The 18,826-nt window shown below is 64.4% G+C and carries 16 protein-coding genes; 1 reads left to right on the top strand and 15 read right to left on the bottom strand.

What is annotated here, in order from left to right; translation table 11 throughout:
• Positions 1 to 341: 341 nt before the first annotated feature.
• The 14 genes from nuoN to F600_RS0119610 all read right to left on the bottom strand — a co-directional run bounded on the left by nuoN (position 342) and on the right by F600_RS0119610 (position 16,736).
• Positions 342 to 1,808, bottom strand: coding sequence for an NADH-quinone oxidoreductase subunit NuoN (nuoN, locus tag F600_RS29055; RefSeq protein ID WP_018162365.1), 1,467 nt, complete (start codon positions 1,806 to 1,808; stop codon positions 342 to 344).
• Entirely contained in the window at positions 1,805 to 3,229 is a 1,425-nt protein-coding gene (locus tag F600_RS0119675; protein WP_018162364.1) for an NADH-quinone oxidoreductase subunit M, read from the bottom strand. Before F600_RS0119675 ends, nuoN begins: the two co-directional genes overlap by 4 nt.
• Positions 3,226 to 5,052: an NADH-quinone oxidoreductase subunit L gene (nuoL, locus tag F600_RS0119670; RefSeq protein ID WP_018162363.1), complete on the bottom strand. Its 1,827-nt coding sequence runs from the start codon at positions 5,050 to 5,052 to the stop codon at positions 3,226 to 3,228. The genes F600_RS0119675 and nuoL overlap by 4 nt, the downstream gene beginning before the upstream one ends.
• Entirely contained in the window at positions 5,053 to 5,343 is a 291-nt protein-coding gene (gene nuoK / locus F600_RS0119665; protein WP_018162362.1) for an NADH-quinone oxidoreductase subunit NuoK, read from the bottom strand.
• Entirely contained in the window at positions 5,340 to 6,011 is a 672-nt protein-coding gene (locus F600_RS0119660; protein WP_018162361.1) for an NADH-quinone oxidoreductase subunit J, read from the bottom strand. The genes nuoK and F600_RS0119660 overlap by 4 nt, the downstream gene beginning before the upstream one ends.
• The gene (nuoH, locus tag F600_RS29050) at positions 6,001 to 7,611 is read right to left on the bottom strand and encodes an NADH-quinone oxidoreductase subunit NuoH (protein ID WP_018162360.1); all 1,611 of its coding nucleotides are present in this window, start codon (positions 7,609 to 7,611) and stop codon (positions 6,001 to 6,003) included. The genes F600_RS0119660 and nuoH overlap by 11 nt, the downstream gene beginning before the upstream one ends.
• Complete coding sequence (locus F600_RS0119650; protein ID WP_018162359.1) at positions 7,611 to 9,824, bottom strand: NADH-quinone oxidoreductase subunit G; 2,214 nt, start codon at positions 9,822 to 9,824, stop codon at positions 7,611 to 7,613. The genes nuoH and F600_RS0119650 overlap by 1 nt, the downstream gene beginning before the upstream one ends.
• A complete protein-coding gene (gene nuoF, locus F600_RS0119645) occupies positions 9,817 to 11,082 on the bottom strand; it encodes an NADH-quinone oxidoreductase subunit NuoF (protein WP_018162358.1) in 1,266 nt (421 codons plus the stop codon). The genes F600_RS0119650 and nuoF overlap by 8 nt, the downstream gene beginning before the upstream one ends.
• Positions 11,083 to 11,128: 46 nt before the next feature.
• On the bottom strand, positions 11,129 to 12,505 hold the full coding sequence (locus tag F600_RS29045) for an FAD-dependent oxidoreductase (protein ID WP_018162357.1): 1,377 nt from the start codon (positions 12,503 to 12,505) through the stop codon (positions 11,129 to 11,131).
• A 33-nt stretch (positions 12,506 to 12,538) separates the two neighbouring features.
• The gene (locus F600_RS0119635) at positions 12,539 to 13,306 is read right to left on the bottom strand and encodes a potassium channel family protein (protein WP_018162356.1); all 768 of its coding nucleotides are present in this window, start codon (positions 13,304 to 13,306) and stop codon (positions 12,539 to 12,541) included.
• A 22-nt stretch (positions 13,307 to 13,328) separates the two neighbouring features.
• On the bottom strand, positions 13,329 to 14,111 hold the full coding sequence (locus F600_RS0119630) for a sporulation protein (protein ID WP_018162355.1): 783 nt from the start codon (positions 14,109 to 14,111) through the stop codon (positions 13,329 to 13,331).
• 498 nt (positions 14,112 to 14,609) lie between these two features.
• The gene (locus tag F600_RS0119620; protein ID WP_018162353.1) at positions 14,610 to 15,176 is read right to left on the bottom strand and encodes a DUF1697 domain-containing protein; all 567 of its coding nucleotides are present in this window, start codon (positions 15,174 to 15,176) and stop codon (positions 14,610 to 14,612) included.
• Positions 15,177 to 15,180: 4 nt separating this feature from the next.
• On the bottom strand, positions 15,181 to 15,936 hold the full coding sequence (locus F600_RS0119615) for an alpha/beta hydrolase family protein (protein ID WP_018162352.1): 756 nt from the start codon (positions 15,934 to 15,936) through the stop codon (positions 15,181 to 15,183).
• Entirely contained in the window at positions 15,933 to 16,736 is an 804-nt protein-coding gene (locus F600_RS0119610) for a L,D-transpeptidase (RefSeq protein ID WP_018162351.1), read from the bottom strand. Before F600_RS0119610 ends, F600_RS0119615 begins: the two co-directional genes overlap by 4 nt.
• 235 nt (positions 16,737 to 16,971) lie before the next feature.
• Here F600_RS0119610 and F600_RS29040 point away from each other — a divergent pair, with 235 nt between their 5' ends.
• On the top strand, positions 16,972 to 17,634 hold the full coding sequence (locus F600_RS29040; protein WP_018162350.1) for a M50 family metallopeptidase: 663 nt from the start codon (positions 16,972 to 16,974) through the stop codon (positions 17,632 to 17,634).
• 68 nt (positions 17,635 to 17,702) lie between these two features.
• On the opposite strand, the gene F600_RS29035 is transcribed toward F600_RS29040, so the two are convergent.
• Positions 17,703 to 18,749, bottom strand: a complete 1,047-nt coding sequence (locus tag F600_RS29035; RefSeq protein ID WP_156024681.1) for an endonuclease/exonuclease/phosphatase family protein — start codon at positions 18,747 to 18,749, stop codon at positions 17,703 to 17,705.
• Positions 18,750 to 18,826: the final 77 nt, after the last annotated feature.

Raw genomic sequence — 18,826 nt, 5'->3', positions numbered from 1 at the left:
AATTAGGACGGGCCGGAACGTATTCGTTCCGGCCCGTTCCAATTATTGGTTCAGTTAATTGAACGCTGCAATGAAGTCCCCGAGGCCCGAGAAAAGGGCTCCGGTTCCTGCATTGAGGGCTCCAATACCGCCACCCAGGAAGTGCGTCCAGGTCTCCATCATCGCCATCCACATAGGAAAAGGCATTACAACCCCTCACCAGCCGTCGATCAGTCTCCACCGATCGAATTATCAAGAGCACGAATTAGTTTCGTGCATCGGTCGCCGGTCACTACCACTGTCGGCTTGTGACTGCTGGTAACAGTAGAGGGCGCAGTTATACATGGTAAACCGCTGTTTGCTTACAAAATGGACAAGAAAGCATTCTCGGCGAGTTGGAATAGCGGTTGGGGAACGACTCCGAGAAGAATTGTTGCGGCTATTGCAATTGCCGCCGCAGCAATGCTAGGTCGATGCCCCTCAAATACCGTCACCGAATCATCGGATTGCGGCGTGAAGAACATCATCACGACGACCCGCAAATAGAAGAATGCGGCGATCGCGCTGCTGATGACGCCGACCACCACGAGCGGCCATTCGCCCGCGTTGAACGCGGCGACGAACACCCCCAGCTTTCCGATGAAGCCACTTGTCAAGGGCAAGCCGGCAAGGGCGAGCATGACGATCGTGAAGACGCCCGCGAAGAGCGGGTGACGGCGGCCGAGCCCCGCCCACTCGCGGAGTTGGCCGGTTTCGCCATCGCGATCGTGGACCATTCCCGTGAGTGTGAAGGCGGCAACCGTGGCGAGTCCGTAGACGGCCGCGTAGAACAGCGTCGCCGCCGGGCTGAACGCCACGACACCGACCAGGATGTAGCCGGCGTGGGCGATCGACGAATACGCGAGCATGCGTTTCACGTCGGTCTGGGTGACCGCCATCAGAACGCCGATGATCATGGTCGCGGCGGCCACGCCGTAGAGGATCGGCTTCCAGTCGTCGAAGGCGGTCATCGACACCCGAAGTAGTGCACCGAATGCGGCGACCTTCGTCGCCGAGGCCATGAAGGCCGTCACCGGCGTTGGTGCCCCTTGATAGACGTCCGGGACCCAGGAGTGGAACGGGACGAGTCCGACCTTGAACAGCAAACCGACCGCGACGAGCGCGATCCCGATGAGAAGCAGTCCGCGCGGGCCGTGCGCATTCGCGATGTCGTACAGCCGCACCCCGCCCGCATAGCCGTACAACATCGCCACACCGAACAGGAAGAACGCGGACGAGAACGCGCCCATGAGGAAGTACTTGAGTGCGGATTCTTGGCTGAGGAGTCGGCGATACCGCGCGAGTCCGCACAGTAGGTACAGCGGCAGCGAGAAGACCTCGAGCGCGATGAACATCGTCAACAGGTCGCCGGCGGCCGGGAACAGAAGCATGCCACCGGTCGCGAACAGCATCAGCGGATAGATCTCGGTGTGCTGGACACCGGCGGCCTCAGCCTCGGCCTCTGATGTCCCGCCGGGAACGGCGGCGGCCTGGGCGGTGAATACGGAACTGTCCGATATGAGAAGCAGCGCCAACAGGGCGAGAACGAGGATCGTGCCCTGTAGGAACAGTGCCGCGCCGTCGATGATGACCGCTCCCGCCATGGCGGTGGCCGTCGTCCGCCACAGGTGCGCGACCGCGACGAATGCGGTGACCAGGCCGAATGCGGCGATGACGATCTGGGCATGCCGACGCCAGGTGCGCGGTGCGAAGGCCTCCACGAGCACGCCGACGACGGCTGAGCCGAAGACAAGCAGGATCGGCGCAATCAGGTGGTATTCGATGCTCATCGCGGCGTGCTCGCTTCCGCCGAATGCTGCGGCACTGCGGGCGTGATGACGTCGAGGGCGGGCTTCGGGTAGACGCCGAGCACGACCAATGCGGCGATGAGCGGGGCGAGGAAGGCCACCTCGCGCAGGTGCAGATCCTTCACCTCGGGTCCGGTCGGCGGTCCGCCGAAAACCCGCTGGTAGAGCCAGAGAATGTAGATCGCCGACAAGACGAGCGCGGCGGTGGCGGCGATCGCCGGCAGCGGATGTGTGCGGTACGTGCCCACCAGGACGAGGAACTCACTGATGAAGGGCGCGAGGCCAGGGAGTGCCAACGTCGCGAGGCCGGCGATCAGGAAGACACCAGCAAGTTTCGGTGCAACTTTCGCGACGCCGCCGAAGTCGGGGATCGTGCGTCGCCCCGTGCGGCGGACCAGGACCGCCGCGACAAGGAACAATGCGGCGGTCGAGACCCCGTGGTTGACCATGTAGAGCGTCGCGCCGGCCTGCGACTGGGGGCTCATCGCGAAGATGCCCAACACGATGAACCCGAAGTGCGAGATCGAGGTGTACGCGATGAGCCGCAGGATGTCGGTTTGGCCGATCGCCACGAGAGCGCCGTAGACGATGCTGATAACCGCAAGCGTCATGATGAGCGGCGCGAACGTGTTCGCGGCGTCGCCAAAAAGCGTGAGGCAGTACCGGATCATGCCGAAGGTGCCGACCTTGTCGACGATTGCCATCATGAGGACCGCGGCCGGTGGTGGTGCGGCCACCGCCGCATCGGGCAGCCACGTGTGGACCGGCCACAGGGGTGCCTTGACCGCGAACGCAAACATGAAGCCGGCGAACAGTGCCCGCAACAGGTCGGGACTGGTGCCGGCGAGGTCGATCGCGCGAACGTCGAACGTGCCAGCCTGGGAGTAGACGCCAACCAGTGCCGCCAACATGATGAGGCCGCCGAACAGGTTGTAGAGCAGGAATTTCATCGCGGCGTACGACCGCTGGGCGCCGGGTCCGCCGATGAGGAAATAGAGCGGGATCAGCATCGCTTCGAACAGGACGTAGAACAGCAGCACGTCGAGCGCGATGAAGCTGAGGATGACCATCGCTTCGGTGAGCACGATGAGCGCCGGATAGATCTTGCAATCCCACTCGTTGTACGTCGCCAGCAGCAGGACTGGCACCAGAGCCGCTGTGAGCAGCACGAGCGTCAGTGCGATTCCATCGATACCGACGATGTATTGGGCATTGATCGCCGATATCCACGAATGTTCGGTGACCAGCTGGAACTTCGCGCCGCCGGAATCGAACTGGAACGCAACGAGAATGGCGATGACCAGGGTGCCGAGCGCGGCGGCCAGCGCGACGTACCGGTGAAGCACGGTCGCGAGCGCGCCGATCAGCGGAAGCAGCCAGAGTGCGGTGAGAAGCCAGTTCATTTCGAACCCACCCACAACATCGCCGCCGCGACAATCAACGCGCCCGTCACCATCTGCAGGGCGTACGAGCGCACGAATCCGGTCTGGACTCGGCGCATACGTGCAGACAATCCGCCCAGCGTCGCGCCGATCGTATTGACGATCCCGTCGATGGCCCGATTGTCGAGAAAGACGAGAATGCGAGTCACGTGCTGACCGGGTCGCATGAACACGGCTTCATTGACTGCGTCGCCGTAGAGGTCACGACGTGCGGCGACCGTCACGAACGACCCTTGCGGAGCGTTCCGCGGAACGCTCGCGGCTTGCCGGACCGCGAACAGGATGCCGGTGGCGACGAAGGCGAGCGTCAGGGCGGTTGTCACCCAGACCGGCATCGAATGGGCCGCCTCGGCGTGCCCGACGACCGGTGCGAGGTAGTCCGGCAGGACCCAGACGAGGGCACCGGCGCCGACCGATCCGATCGCGAGGATAGCCATGGGCAAGGTCATGACCTTGGGGGACTCGTGAGGGTGGACGTCTGGATCCCACCGCTTCTCGCCGAAGAACGTCATGATCATGACGCGGGTCATGTAGAACGCCGTCAGTCCCGCGCCGAGCAAGGCCGCGAACCCGAACACCGGATTCTCGGCGAACGCGATCTCAATGATCTTGTCCTTCGAGAAGAACCCGGCGAACGGTGGAACGCCGATGATCGCGAGGTAGCCGAGCCCGAAGGTCGCGAATGTGACGGGCAGGACTTTGCGGAGCCCGCCGTAGTGCCGCATGTTCACTTCGTCGTCCATCGCGTGCATGACCGAACCTGCACCGAGGAACAGTCCGGCTTTGAAGAAGCCGTGCGTGAGCAGATGCAGGATCGCGAACGCATACCCGACGGGACCGAGTCCCGCGGCGAGCATCATGTAGCCGATCTGGCTCATGGTCGACGCGGCGAGAGCCTTCTTGATGTCGTCCTTGGCGCAACCGATGATCGCACCGAACAGCAGCGTGACCGTTCCGACGACGGCAACCGCGGTCTGTGCGATGGGTGAGGCGTTGAAAATGGGGCCGGACCTGGTCACGAGGTAGACGCCCGCGGTCACCATCGTCGCGGCGTGAATGAGTGCCGAAACGGGTGTCGGACCTTCCATAGCGTCGCCCAGCCACGACTGCAGCGGGACCTGCGCAGACTTGCCGCAGGCGGCGAGAAGAAGCATCAATCCCAGCCAGGTCTGCTCACCCGGTGCCTTGAGGACGTCCGCGAAGCTCAACGACCCGAAGGTGGCGAACATGATCATCATCGCGATCGCCAGGCCGATGTCACCGACGCGGTTCACGACGAAGGCCTTTTTCGCCGCGGTTGCCGCGCTGGGCTTGTGCTGCCAGAACCCGATGAGCAGGTACGACGCGAGCCCGACGCCCTCCCAGCCGACGTACAGACCGAGGAAATTGTCGGCGAGAACGAGCAGCAGCATCGCCGCGACGAACAGGTTCAGGTAGGCGAAGAACTTTCGACGCGCTGGGTCGTGGGCCATGTAGCCGACCGAATAAATGTGGATCAGCAAGCCGACGAACGTGATGAGCAGGATGAAGCATGCGGTGAGACGGTCGAGTTGCAGCCCGAAATCGACCTCCAGGTCGGCGACGGGGACCCAACTGAACAACCGGGCGTGCGCATTTTCCGAGCCCACCACGAAGACCGCGACGATGCTCAGTGCGCATGACAAGAAAACGGTCACGCACCCGAGCACGTGACCGAGTCGATCAGTCCGCTTACCGCCGAGCAGCAGGATCACCGCGCCGGCGAGAGGGAGCGCGGGAATGAGCGTGAGCAGCAGGCGCGTCATCTACAGCCTCAGCTCACTGGCTTCGTCGACCGACGCTGATCGACGGCTGCGGAACAGCGTCATGATGATCGCGAGCCCGACCACGACCTCTGCTGCGGCGACCACCATCGTGAAGAACGCGTAGACCTGACCGTCGAAGTTGGCGTGCAGTCGGGAGAACGACACGAACGCCAGGTTCGTCGCGTTGAGCATGAGTTCGATGCACATGAACACGACGATCGCGTTGCGCCGCAACAGAACTCCGGTCGCGCCGATGGTGAAGAGTACCGCCGAGAGGTAGATGTAGTTCATCGCTTGTCCCGCAACGACGTGGCGACGGATTCCTCGGCGGGCGAACCGTCCGGCAGGCGAGCAGCTTGGTTGACGGCGTTGTGCCGGGCGTAGACACCGGGGTTCGGCCGCGGTGTGATGCGTGCACCGGTGCGAAGACGTTCCTCGGTCATCTCGCGTTGCGTCGGCCTCGGCGTGTACCGCTCACGATGGGCGAGAACCATGGCACCGATCGTCGCGATGATGAGCAGAGCGCCGGTGAGTTCGAACGCCCACAGGTACTTGATGAAGATGAGGTCGGCGAGGTCGGCGACGGTGCTGTCTCGCGGGTGCGGAGCGGCCTTCACGCCCGCCGCACCGAGTCCACCGATCGCGATGACGCCGAACCCGAGACCGGCGACGATCGCCCCGAATCGCTGGCCCCGGATCGTCTCGGTCAACGAGTCCGACGAGTCGACGCCGACGAGCATGAGAACGAACAGGAACAGCATCATGACCGCGCCGGTGTAGACGACGATCTGCACGACGCCGAGGAACAATGCGCCCTGCATGATGTACAGAATCGCGAGCACGATCATCGTCATCGCGAGCATGATCGCCGAGTGCACGGCCTTGCGCATGGTGACCGTGCCGAGAGCGCCGATCACCGCGACCGTGGCGAATATGTAGAACGGGATCTCACTGACCATGGATCCGCCCGAAGTAGTAGTCCTCATCCGTGCTTCCGGGCTGCATCGCATGCGGCGGCGCCTGCATGCCGGGGTCGAGCGGCGCCAGAAGGTTGATCTTCTCGTAGATGAGGCCGGTGCGGTTGTCGTCGGCCATTTCGTACTCGTTGGTCATCGTGAGCGCCCGTGTCGGGCACGCTTCGACGCACAATCCGCAACCGATGCACCGCAAGTAATTGATCTGGTACACCCGGCCATAACGTTCGCCGGGTGAGTAGCGCTCTTCTTCAGTGTTCTGTGCGCCCTCGACGTAGATCGCGTCGGCCGGGCACGCCCAGGCACACAACTCGCAGCCGATGCACTTCTCGAGGCCGTCTTCGTACCGATTGAGCTGGTGGCGGCCGTGGTAGCGGGGCGCGGTCGGGCGCTTGTCCTCGGGATAGAACTCGGTGACTCGCTTGCGGAACATGTTCCGGAAGGTGATCCAGAATCCCGCGATCGGGTCGAACAGGCCCTTCCGCTCCGGCCGGCCGATCAGCAAGAGGGACAGCATCGCCAGGCCGACCACGGTGCTCGCGATGACCAGCCCAGTCGTGCGGAACGATTCCGGTACGACGATGCGGATGGTCGCCACGATCATGACCCAGGCGAGCGAGATCGGAATGAGGACTTGCCAGCCGAGGCGCATGAACTGGTCGTAGCGGAGGCGGGGAAGCGTGCCGCGGAGCCAGATGAAGATGAACATGAAGACGCTCATCTTGGCCAGGAACCACAGCGGTCCGAACCATCCGTGGGTCAGCGGGTCCCACAGGCTGAAGGGCCACGGAGCGTGCCAGCCCCCGAGGAAGAGCGTCGTCGCCAGGCACGAAACGGTGCCCATGTTGACGTATTCGGCGAGGTAGAACATCGCGAACTTCAGCGACGAATACTCCGTATGGAAGCCGCCGACGAGCTCACCTTCGGCCTCGGGCAGGTCGAACGGGGCGCGGTTGGTCTCACCGACCATTGACGTCGCGTAGATGAGGAACGACGGCAACAGCAGGAACGCGTACCACGTGTTCGTCTGCGCCTCAACGATTCCCGACGTCGACATCGTGCCGGCCGTGAGGAATACCGCAGCGAACGACAACGCCATCGCGATTTCGTACGAAATCACCTGGGCGCTCGAGCGGAGACCGCCGAGCAGCGGATACGTCGAACCCGAGGCCCAGCCCGCGAGCACGATGCCATACACGCCGATCGACGTCGCAGCCAGGATGTACAGAACGCCGACGGGCAATTCGGCAAGTTGCAGGGTGGTGCGGTGGCCGAGGATCGAGACCTCACCGCCGAAGGGGATGACCGCGAACGACATCACCGCCGCAGTCACCGCGATGACCGGGGCCAGCAGGTAAACCGGCTTGTCGACGCCCTTCGGGATGATGCCTTCCTTGAGGAACAGCTTCAGACCGTCGGCGATGCTCTGCAGGGTGCCCCACGGGCCGACGCGGTTCGGCCCGACGCGCGTCTGCATCCACGCGACGGCCTTGCGCTCGATGAGGACGGTGATCATCGGGGTCAGGAGGGCGAAACCGAAGATGATGAGCGCTTTCGCACCAATCAACCAGATGGGATCGGACATCAGATCACCTCGATCCGGAGGTTCTCGATCGGGCCGAGCTGGTATCGGACCGCGCAGCCTGCGGAGTTCTCGGGTATCCACACGACGTCGTCGGGCATGTCGGTGACGGCGAGTTTCAGAGTGATCCGACCGCTGTCGGTGCCGATCGAAATCGGATCACCGTGCTCTGCGCCGATCGACGCGGCGGTGTGCGCGGAGAGCCGCGCCACGGCTTTGCGGGCCGTCTCGGCGAGATTCGGTTCGCCGTCCTGGAGCCGGCCCTTGTCGAGCAACAGGCGCCACGTCGACAGGCGTAGTCCGTCCGTGGACGCGATGGGAACAGTTGGCGGAGAAGCGAAGTCGCCGTCCCACAGACCGAGCTGGCCGAGTTCGGCGCGCGCGGAGTCGACCGAGGTGAGCCCGAGTTCCGGAGCGAGGGCGTTGAGAACGCGCAGGTCGGTCAGACCGGTGCTGTGCAGCACTGTCCCGAACTCGCGACGCCGACCCTCCCAATTGAGGAATGTGCCCGACTTCTCGGCGACCGGAACGATCGGGAAGACGACATCTGCGATCTCGGTGATCGCGCTATGCCGCATCTCGACGCTCACGACGAACGGAGCCGCTTGGAGTGCGCGATAGGTGCCCTTCGGGTCCGCGAGATCGCCGAGTTCGACGCCGGCGCACAGGACTGAGGTGGCCTTTCCGAGGTCGACGCTGCCGGGCTCCGCGGGAATGTCGACGCCCCAAAGGTCCTCGACCTGGCGACGAGCCCACGGATTGGCGAGCGGACGTCCGCCGGGCAGCAGGTTCGGGAGGCAGCCGGCCTCGAGGGCGCCACGTTCGCCCGCGCGCCGGGGTATCCAGGCGGTGCGCCGACCCACCAGCGCAGACAGCGCACCAGGCGACTGGGCGAGGCGCTCGCCAGCGAGAACGATCGAACCGTCCGTGCCGCGGACCGCACCGAGTTTGCGGGCGCCTTCAGACAGGAACGGTGCGTTCGTGACGACCTTCAGTCCATGCTGGCGAACCGCCTTCCGCAGGCGAAGGAACACGATCGGTGACTCTTCTTCCGGCTCGAAGTCGGCGAGGAAGGCGCTGTCGGCTCGCTCGAGGTCGGCGTACGTGAGATCGAATCGACCGGCCACCTGCGCGGCGAGGAAGTCGGCTTCCTCGTCCGAGGATGGCCGAGCGCGGAAGTCGATGTTGTTGGTGCCGAGCACAACTCGGGCGAACTTCGAGTACGCGTAGGAGTCTTCGAGGGTCAGGCGGCCGCCCGTGAGAACGGCCGGGTTCGATGTCTTGAGGCCCTCGGCCGCGACCCGCAATGCCTCCGCCCACGACGCGGGTTTGCCCTTGATGAGCGGTGTGGTGATGCGGTCACCGACGTCGGCGTACTGGAACGCCCAGCGACCCTTGTCGCAGTTCCATTCCTCATTGACCTCGGGGTCGTCACCAGCAAGCCGACGCATGAGCTTGCCACGGCGATGGTCGGTGCGCTGCGCACAGCCGCTCGCGCAGTGCTCGCACACGGTCGGCGTCGAGACCAGGTCGAACGGACGCGCGCGGAAGCGGTACTGGGCGCCGGTCAACGCTCCGACGGGACAGATCTGGACGGTGTTGCCGGAGAAGTAGGAATTGAACGGTTCTTCGCTGTAGATGCCGACCTGCTGCAGGGCCCCGCGTTCGAGCAGTTCGATGAACGGATCGCCGGCGATCTGGTTCGAGAACCGGGTGCAGCGGGCGCACAGGACGCACCGTTCACGGTCGAGCAGGATCTGCGACGAGATCGGGATCGGCTTCGGGAAGGTGCGCTTCGTGTCGGTGAAGCGGGTGTCTGCCTGACCGTTCGACATCGCCTGGTTCTGCAGCGGGCACTCGCCGCCTTTGTCGCAGACGGGGCAGTCGAGTGGGTGGTTGATGAGCAGGAGCTCCATCACGCCCTTTTGTGCCTTCTCCGCGGCGGCCGAGCTGAACTGCGTGTGGACGACCATCCCGGGAATGACCGGGATCGTGCAGGACGCGACGGGCTTTCGCTGGCCCTCGACCTCGACGAGGCACTGTCGGCAGGCACCCACCGGGTCGAGCAACGGGTGATCGCAGAACCTTGGGATCTGCGTGCCCATGAGTTCGGCCGCCCGGATCACCAAAGTGCCTTTGGGCACGCTGATCTCGTGACCGTCAATGGTGAGAGTGACGAGCTCGGTTTCAGTTTTCTCCCGTGCGGAACTAGTCACGCGTCACCACGCTCCGCGCGGGATCGAACGGGCAGCGGCCGTGGGTGAGGTGGGCGACGTATTCGTCGCGGAAGTACTTGATCGACGAGAAGATCGGGCTCGCGGCGCCGTCACCCAACGCACAGAACGACTTGCCGTTGATGTTGTCTGCGATGTCGAGCAGTTTGTCTAGGTCCTCTTCCGTCGCGCCACCCCGTTCGATACGGTGCAGGATCTGCTTGAGCCAGTACGTGCCTTCCCGGCATGGCGTGCACTTGCCGCACGACTCATGCGCGTAGAAGTCCGTCCACCTGCTGACCGCCCGCACGACACAGGTCGTGTCGTCGAAGATCTGCAGTGCCTTCGTCCCGAGCATCGATCCCGCGGCGCCGACGCTCTCGTAATCGAGCGGAACGTCGAGGTGTTCGGCGGTCAGGATCGGCGTCGACGACCCGCCCGGGGTCCAGAACTTCAGCGTGTGTCCATCGCGGACGCCGCCCGCGTATTCGAGCAGTTCGCGCAGCGTGATGCCGAGTCCGGCCTCGTACTGGCCGGGCCGCGTGACGTGCCCGGAGAGCGAGTAGAGCGTGAAGCCGGGCGACTTCTCGGTGCCCATCGTGCGGAACCAGTCGGCGCCGTTGCGCAGGATCGACGGGACCGAGGCGATCGATTCGACGTTGTTCACGACGGTCGGGCAGCCGTACAAGCCCGCGACCGCGGGGAACGGGGGACGAAGGCGAGGCTGTCCGCGGCGGCCTTCGAGCGAGTCCAGGAGTGCGGTCTCTTCACCGCAGATATACGCACCGGCGCCGGCATGGACGACGAGGTCGATGCCGGCGCGGGCGAGGTAGTCCGACGCTTCCGCGACGGCCCGTTGCAGTCGCCGGAGTACCGGCACGACCTCCCCACGGAGGTAGATGAACGCGACCTTCGCACCGATCGCATAGGCCGCGATGATCGTGCCCTCGACCAACACGTGTGGCGTCGCGAGCATGAGCGGCATGTCTTTGCACGTGCCCGGCTCGGACTCGTCCGCGTTGACGACGAGGTACTTCGGCTTCGGGTTGTCCTTCGGTATGAAACTCCACTTGGTCCCGGTCGGGAAGCCGGCGCCGCCGCGTCCGCGGAGGCCGGAATCCTTCACGATCGAGATGACCTCGGCGGGGGAGAGTTCGAGCGCTTTCTCCAGCCCGCGGTAGCCGTCATTGCGCAGGTAAGTGGCCAGCGACCAGGACTCTTGCACGTCCCAGTAGCTGGTCAATACGGGCGCCAGCGGCATGATCAGAACTGTACGCCGATGTGTCCTGTGTCACAGGGGAAGTCAGTTAGCTATTGGCACCGTTGTGTCGCGCGTTGCCGCGGCTCGCACGCTTCAGCGCGCCGGGCCGATTCGCCCAGATGACACGTGCGATCAGACCCGGACGCATGAGGCTCGGCGGCTCGGCGATGTAGTTCGCCACCTTCTGGAAAGCGCCGACGACCTTGCCGTCCGTAGCCATCGCAAGGGAGATTCGACGCACGACGGCCTCTTGCACAGACCCGCGCTTCTTGTCGTTCGGATCGGCGGTCAGGGCGAGATCGCGTGCCGCGGACGAGTTCCAGATCTTCCCGACGAACTTGTCCGCTCCGTTGAGGAAGCGCCGCTGCAGGTCGTCCTTCCCGTGCGCGAGACAGTCGGCGAGAATGACTGCTTCTTCGGCCGCGACCGTCATTCCCTGCGCGTAGATCGGGTTGAACGCGGCGATGGCGTCTCCGAACGGTAGGTAGTTCGCGGGCAGCTTCGCACCCTTGTAGTCGCGCCAGACGACGTGCGGCACCTTGAACTGGTGGCCCTCTCCAACGGTCTCCATCGACGAGATGGCGTCGGCCATGTCCGGCGCCGCGAACGAACGCGCGTAGGCGATGAATCCCTCTTCGTCGACCGCCGGAATATCTTTTCCGTAGCCGGACAACGTGACGATCCAGGTGTCGTCCTCCTGGGCGTGCATCACCCCGCCGCGGTTGATCTGCGGCGTCGCGCCGCAGCCCAGCATGACGGCACCATCGAAATGCCACGGGGCCCGCTTGTAGTGGCGGGTGCCATACGTCAGGTTGACGCGAATGCGCTTCTCCGCGGGGCGCTCGTAGCCGATGGCACCAAGCCAGGCGAGGCCTTGTGCACCGCGACCTGAACTGTCGATGACGAGGTCGGCGTCGATCGTGCGATGAGTGCCGTGCTCATCGACGGTGACGCCGACGACGGCGTCCTTCGCATCGTTCGTGACGAGTGCGAGTGCGGACGTTTCCTGCAGGATCGTGACGTTGGGCAGCTTCCGCGCACATTGCCGCAGCGCCCATTCGGTCAGTTCGCGGCTAGCGAAGAAGTTCTGCACGCCGACCTCGACCTGCTTGCGCAGGTACTTCCCGTCGATGACCGAACGGACGTCGAGCCCGATGTCGCCGGAGACGGCGCCGCGAGAGGACATGACCTTGCCCCACTCCGGGTAGATCTTTTCCATCGAATACTTCCCGCGCACGAGGATCGTGTGCAGGTGTTTGCTCTGTGGAATGTAGCGCCGGGACGCCGGCTCGTCGGGAAGCTTGTCTCGCTCGATGACGACGACTTCGTCGAAATGTGGACTCAAGGCGCCGGCGGCGAGCAGGCCGCCGATTCCGGCGCCGATCACCACGGCACGACTGTCACGGGGCACTGCATCTCCCATCGCCGCAGAATATCGCGAGCCAACTTCTCTCACTTACGGAACTGAACTAGATCGATTATCGCTGCTGGCACGCAGTTCGGCGATCTCGCTTCGCAGAGCCTCGATTTGGACCGTGAGCTCACCGACCTCGGCTTGAGTCGCAGCTTCGAAGCGCTCCTCGCGCGCGGTGACCTGTTCCAGGAGCCACGAGGCGACGGTCGCGGTGACCACACCGAGGAGGGCGATGCCGGCAACCATAAGGCCGACCGCGACCAGTCGTCCCTGCGCGGTGACGGGGGAGAAGTCGCCGTAGCCGACGGTCGTGACCGTCGCGGTCGCCCACCACAGCGCGTCCGCGAACGTCGTGATGTGTGCATCGGCCGAATGTCGTTCGGCGTCGAGAACCGCGACTGCCGAGACGAAGACCAGGAACGCGGTCCCGCCCGCGGCGTACCAGACGACGCGTCCACGCATGGCGGAGCCGAGCGTCCGCTGTACCGCGACGACGATCGCGGCGATTCGGAGCAGTTTCAGCGGTCGCAGCAGCGGCAGCGCGACGATGAGGAAGTCGATGATGTGGACGAAGAACCAGTGCACTCGGTTCTTTGCCGTCGCGAGGCGCATCAGATAGTCGATCGCGAAATAAGCCCAGGTCGTCCACATCACGAGATCCGCGGCGAGCTGCCAGAACGGTCCCGGCCGCGCCAGCACCGACCACGCGTAGGCGATGAGGAACATCGTCGAGCTGACCGTCAACGGCCAATCCATGCGCTGATGCCACCGCTCGGTGGCGGCTGCCGCTCGGGGTTCGGTGCTGGTCACGCCAGCTATTGTCGCAGCCGGGTCAGAAGAAGCTGCGACGCTGCCCGACGCTGCTGAGCCAGTTGTGCAAGACACCCGCCCAATCGGTGCTCGACGCGGACGCGTAGTCGACCGTGAAGCCGTGGAAGGTGTCGTGTCCTTCGGTGAACATTCCGCCGCGCTTGTCCGCTTCGAGGACCACGTACATCGAGGTCGGACCCGCGACGAAGGTGACTTCGAGTTCGTTGATACCCGGGTAGTTCCGTCCCGGGGCGAACTCGATCTCCTGATAGAACGGCAGTTCCTGCCGAACTCCGCGGATGTGGCCCTTTTCGACGTCAGCGCGCCGGAATCCGAACCCGAGGCGCACCAGCGCGTCCAGGATCAGGTTCTGGGCCGGCAACGGGTGAACCGCGATGGGGTCGAGGTCGCCCTTGTCGATCGACCGCGCGATCTCCAGTTCGGTTCGCACTCCGACGCTCGAGCCTGCCACTGCGCGGCCACCGAGCACCGTGATCGGAGTTTCCCAGGGCAGCACGAGCTCGAACGGGATGGCGAAGCGCTGGCCCGGCTGAACCTGGAAAGAACCCCATACCACCTGGCGACTGAACTCCACGTTCGACAGGTATTCGTTGTCGCCCGACTCGACCTCCACCCGGGTCGCCAGCGAAACCGCGACGCGTTCGATGACCTGGTCGACCGTTCCGCCGATCACGTGAATGTCACCCGCGATCGTTCCGCCCGGAGCGACATGTGCGCTGCGCAGAATCGTCTCCACGGACGCTCCACCTGCGCCGACACCCGCCAACAGCCGCTTGAAACCCATCGGACCTCCACATTCGTGTCATCGCAGGCACGCGGTAGGGCGGCCCGTCGTTTCACCCAAAACTAGCCACCACGATGCCGAGCGGCCGTTTTGTGTGACGTTCGTCGTATCCGGCCAGAAATGGACTTAAGTCTCTTTTCGGGTCGTTTCTGGCGCTGGCATCGTGAATTAAACGACCGGAGCAGTCGACGAGGACGCTCCGGATGACGAGGAGGAATCCGATGGCACGAAGTGCCAATCGATTGCCTGCGGTGTCGGTCGATCCCCGAACGGCGCCGAAAGGCATTTACCGTGCGGGTTATGCCGGACGGGTCATCACGGCCGCTGGGCCTGAGCGGGTGTACCCATCGGGTGTTTTGTACTACCGAACCGAAGGCGAATATGTGCCGGCCGGAAGCCTTGACTGGGTCAAGCCGGCGACTGCCCGGCGATTCAGGTGTCTTCAGCGCGTCGCAGGATTTGCGCGCAACCACTAGGTGGGGGCGGTGCCGTTGCGTACTAGTCCAGGCCGTTCTTCTTTAGCCCGTCCACCAACTCGACCAGCTTGGTTGCGGTATTCCAGTTCCGGATCGTCATGTTCGCGTAGATCGGCGTTCCGACGACGCGGCCCAACCGGCTCTTCGTCGCGAGCGCGGAGAGACGCCGGTAGTAGAGCGCGCCCGGGCCGGCCCACGCGGTGTCGACCTCGGGGTTGGTCGGCGTCTTCTCGAGTGCCTCTTCGGAGCTGATGTCGAGCAGGTAGACGACGTCGAAGCGATACTTCTCGCGGTCCTTCCCGAACCCCGTCGGTGCCTGGTCGACGACCGCGCGCACCTGATCGGCGGTGAGAACCAGCACGCGAATGAGAGAACTGTCGAGAGCGAACTTCGCCGGCAGGGTCGCCTCGATCCGCTCGGCGATGTCCAAAGCGTCGTCATCGGATTCGAAAACCGCATTGCCGCTCGCGATGTACGTCCCGACGGACTCGAGTCCGAGATCGGTGAGGACGTCACGCAGCTCAGCCATCGGAAGTTTGTTGCGCCCACCGACATTGATGCCGCGGAACAACGCTACGTAAACCGTCACCACCTCAACTTAGATACTGGTCGGCCCACGCGCTGATGATGTGTGCGGCGCGCGCCGCCTGACCGGGGCGGGTGAGCAGGTGATCCGACCCTTCGAGCGATATGAAGTTCCGCGGGTGCCGGGTCGCGTTGAACAGGTCGGCAGCGTTGTCGATCGAGACGGTGTCGTCCGTGGGCGAGTGCATGACGAGGAACGGAAGCCGAAGACTGGCAAGTTGTTCGGTGATCGCCGCCCGCCGGACGTCCTCGATGAATGCCTTCTTGATCGTCAGCGCCCGACCACCGACGAGCCATTGCGCGTGGCCCTTCTCGAGCGCCCGCTCGACGACGGCGTCGTACTGGTGCTCGACGTGGCGGGGGTCGCTGGGTGCGCCGATCGTGACGAGCGCCTTTAACCCGGACACCTTGCACGCCGCAGCGATCGCGGCGGCGCCGCCCCAGGAGTGGCCCACCAACAAATCGACCGGCGTACCCCGCGCAGTCATGAACTCGCAGGCACGGGCAATGTCATCGACCTTGACCGTGAACGATCCGTCGCCCCAAGCGCCTTCCGAGTCCTTCAGACCCAAGGCGTCGAAGCGGAGCATTCCGATGCCTTCTTTGGACAGTTGCTTGCAGATCCGAGCCGCTGCGGGGGAGTCCTTCCCCAGCGTGAAACCGTGCGCGAACACACCCCAACCGCGCACATAGCCCTGCGGTTCGTCGATGAGTCCTGCGAGGTCCGGTCCGGTTGAACTAGGAAATGCGACCTTCTGCGTCACTGCAAAGTGACGGAGTCGCCGACCCGCACGATGTCGTAGAACCAGGCGGCGTTGTCAGGCGACAGGTTGACACAGCCATGGCTGACGTTCGAGTTGCCCTGGCTGTCGACCGACCACGGTGCCGAGTGCACGTAGATGCCGCTCCAGGTCAGCCGGACGGCGTCGTCGACCGTGAGCTTGTAGCCCTCGGGGGAATCGACCGGAACCCCGTAGGTCGAGGAATCCATCACGACGGAACTCTGCTTCTCGAGCACCTTGAACGTGCCGCGCGGGGTTTCGTGGCCCGGCTTGCCGAACGATGCCGGCATCGAGCGCACGACGTCGCCGCCGATCGAGACCGTGAACGTGTAGTTGTCGATGTCGCCGACGGCCTGGATCTGGTCGCTGACCTTGAACCGCGAGGTCGTGCCCTTGACGTTGACCGTGACGGTCTCACCGCGTGCCCAGTGGTCGTCCGGGACCCACTGCGCGTTTTGGCTGTCGACCCACTCGACGTGTCCCGTCGTTCCGGCGCTGGAAGACACGTTGATCGAGGCGGCCGCGGAGTCCTGGTCGACGACCGGCAGGCCGAAGTGGACATCGATCGCGCGCTTGCCGCCGACGACTTGTCCGGAGCCGGGGGAGATGGAGGCCGACGCGGGATTGGTGAAAATGGCCTGTCCGCCGGGAGGGCTGAAGGGTGCCTCAGGCCCGCCTGGCCACAGCGGTGCCGCAACCGCGGGTGCAGCGATCATGAGACCGGTGGCGGCGCAGCTCAGGGCGGCGAGCGTGGCACGGATGGCGAGACGCTGAACGCGCATGGTCGATCCCCTCGACTGTGGCGGGTGGTCACAGAAACATAACAAGTGAAGGATGTGACTGGTGGGGAATCTGTGAAGGTCGGGGGAGGCTTCCCGGATCCCTAGTTCCAGGATCCTCTGTTGGCGTCTTAAATCCAGTGCTAGCGGGAATGTTGCGGCAGTCCGGCACACCGTGTGATGTGACCTCGGTCGCCACCCGGACGTTCCCCGCCGCTGCACCCGGATACTCGATGGCGTGGATCAGATTCTCGACACGTTGGGTGACTACACGGCGCTCGTCGCCGCGCTCGCTCTTGTCGTCCTGTTGTGGACGGTTGTCCGGCACGTTGTGACGATCGTCCACGAAGGCGGTCACGCGCTCGCCGCCCTCGCCACGGGACGTCAACTCGTCGGCATTCGGCTCCACTCGGACACCTCAGGACTGACGTTGTCGCGCGGCAAACCGTATGGCGCAGGCATGGTCGTCACTGCCGCGGCGGGCTACCTCGCGCCGCCGTTGGCCGCGATGTTCGTGGCATTCCTCATGTCCGAGGGGCACCTTCGGTTCCTCGGTTTGGTGACTTTGGCAGCCGTCGCGATCATGCTCATCTTCATCCGGAACGTGTTTGGCGCCTTGCTTCTCGTCGGCGCGATCGTCGGCCTGATCTGGCTCGATGGACACAGCACAGTCGATCTTCAAGGCCAACTGTTCTTCGTGCTGGCCTGGCTCCTGGTTCTGGGCAATCTCCGCACCATCTCCGAGACGACTCGAAACCGAACGGGTCGCACCGACGTCGACGGGCTCTGGCGGCTGACCCACATTCCGCGTGGGCTGTGGATCGCAGTGCTGTACACCGTGACCGTCGGCGCCGGCGCTGTCGTCTGGAATCTTCAGGGCCTGCAGATCCCGGTTATCTAGACTCGTTCGCCCGAGCGCTCGGGCTCGGTCCACGACCTCGGCCGACGGGGCAATCCGCCCAGCGGCTGCTACAGACGGAATGTCGCGACGACTCCGGCGTGATCGGACGGCCACTCACCCGCTGGGGTCCGCTCGCTGGGATCGATTCCCGTTCGATACGTGTTGGTGGCCGGCAGCGCGGGTCGGCTCAACACGTGATCGATCCGTTGGGTGAAGGTGTTCGGACCCATCAGATCGCTCGCGTTGCAGCAGGTGAAGCCCGGTTCGGTGCCGTGCGTCGCAGTCCACGCGTCGCGGAACCCGGCACCGATGAGCACCTTGTACGCCGGGAAGAGGATTTCGTTCGGAGTGGCGTTCAGATCTCCGACCAGGACAACGCGTTGCCAGGTGGCCGCAGGTCCGGTCGTGAGTTCGGTCGCCTGACTGACCCGGATCGGGCCGAGCGTCGAGTCGAGGTGCGTGTTGATGAACCGGAACATGCGGCCGTTCTTGGTGGCGTCGACCGCGGTCCAGCCCCGGCGGTCGAGCATGGGTCCGCTCACCGTGGGAATCGTGAGGAAGGTTTTGAACAGTCCCTTTGATCGCTTGTTGATCGTGACGCTGCCCCGCTTCACGAGGATTGCGTCACCGGTGGTGAAGCGAACGTCGTAGCCGAGCGCCGTCGAGACCTCCGCGTCGAAACCCTGTTCGGTGACGGCGACCTCGTAGTTCTGACTCAGCGCCGCGAGTTCGGTTTGTAAGAGGCCGAGGAAGTCGTAGGCGACATGGGTGGCCGGAGTGCGGGTGCCATCGAGAACTCCGACATCACCGGTGCGCCACAGCGCGACTTCCTGCAGACCAACCAGGTCCGGTCCGGCCGCGGCGATCTCCGCGGCCAGCAGTTTCGCGCGTGCACCGAAGTCGGTTGCCTGAACCTGCCGGAATACGTCCGCCGCCCGTTGGGCCTGATCGGCGGTGGTGAGTGCGGTGGCCAGGGGCGTGAGGTCGGCGCCGAGGTACAGATTTCGAGTCATCACGGTGATGCTCGGTGGCGTCGGCGCCGCCTGTGCCGTAACGGTCGCGCAGACCGCCGCCGTCATCCCCGCCACGACCGCGCAGTGAAGTACCCGATGCACCGCCCACTCCTGACACCTAGGTGACTGATGTGACCAGTGTGAAGCTAGTGACTAATGCGAGGCAAGCGACGATTCGG

It is taken from the genome of Smaragdicoccus niigatensis DSM 44881 = NBRC 103563 (assembly GCF_000380645.1).
Lineage (GTDB): Bacteria > Actinomycetota > Actinomycetes > Mycobacteriales > Mycobacteriaceae > Smaragdicoccus > Smaragdicoccus niigatensis.
The sequence above is the reverse complement of the archived record's forward strand: the minus strand, read 5'-3'. Positions and strand labels throughout refer to the sequence as shown.

Excerpts from the sequence above, each read along its gene's own strand:
- F600_RS0119630 (WP_018162355.1), bottom strand. The coding sequence starts at position 14,111 with ATGGGTTTCAAGCGGCTGTTGGCGGGTGTCGGCGCAGGTGGAGCGTCC.
- F600_RS29045 (WP_018162357.1), bottom strand. The coding sequence starts at position 12,505 with ATGGGAGATGCAGTGCCCCGTGACAGTCGTGCCGTGGTGATCGGCGCC.
- nuoK (WP_018162362.1), bottom strand. The coding sequence starts at position 5,343 with ATGAACTACATCTACCTCTCGGCGGTACTCTTCACCATCGGCGCGACC.
- F600_RS0119675 (WP_018162364.1), bottom strand. The coding sequence starts at position 3,229 with ATGAACTGGCTTCTCACCGCACTCTGGCTGCTTCCGCTGATCGGCGCG.
- nuoL (WP_018162363.1), bottom strand. The coding sequence starts at position 5,052 with ATGACGCGCCTGCTGCTCACGCTCATTCCCGCGCTCCCTCTCGCCGGC.
- nuoF (WP_018162358.1), bottom strand. The coding sequence starts at position 11,082 with ATGCCGCTGGCGCCCGTATTGACCAGCTACTGGGACGTGCAAGAGTCC.
- nuoN (WP_018162365.1), bottom strand. The coding sequence starts at position 1,808 with ATGAGCATCGAATACCACCTGATTGCGCCGATCCTGCTTGTCTTCGGC.
- nuoH (WP_018162360.1), bottom strand. The coding sequence starts at position 7,611 with ATGTCCGATCCCATCTGGTTGATTGGTGCGAAAGCGCTCATCATCTTC.
- F600_RS0119610 (WP_018162351.1), bottom strand. The coding sequence starts at position 16,736 with ATGCGCGTTCAGCGTCTCGCCATCCGTGCCACGCTCGCCGCCCTGAGC.
- F600_RS0119660 (WP_018162361.1), bottom strand. The coding sequence starts at position 6,011 with ATGGTCAGTGAGATCCCGTTCTACATATTCGCCACGGTCGCGGTGATC.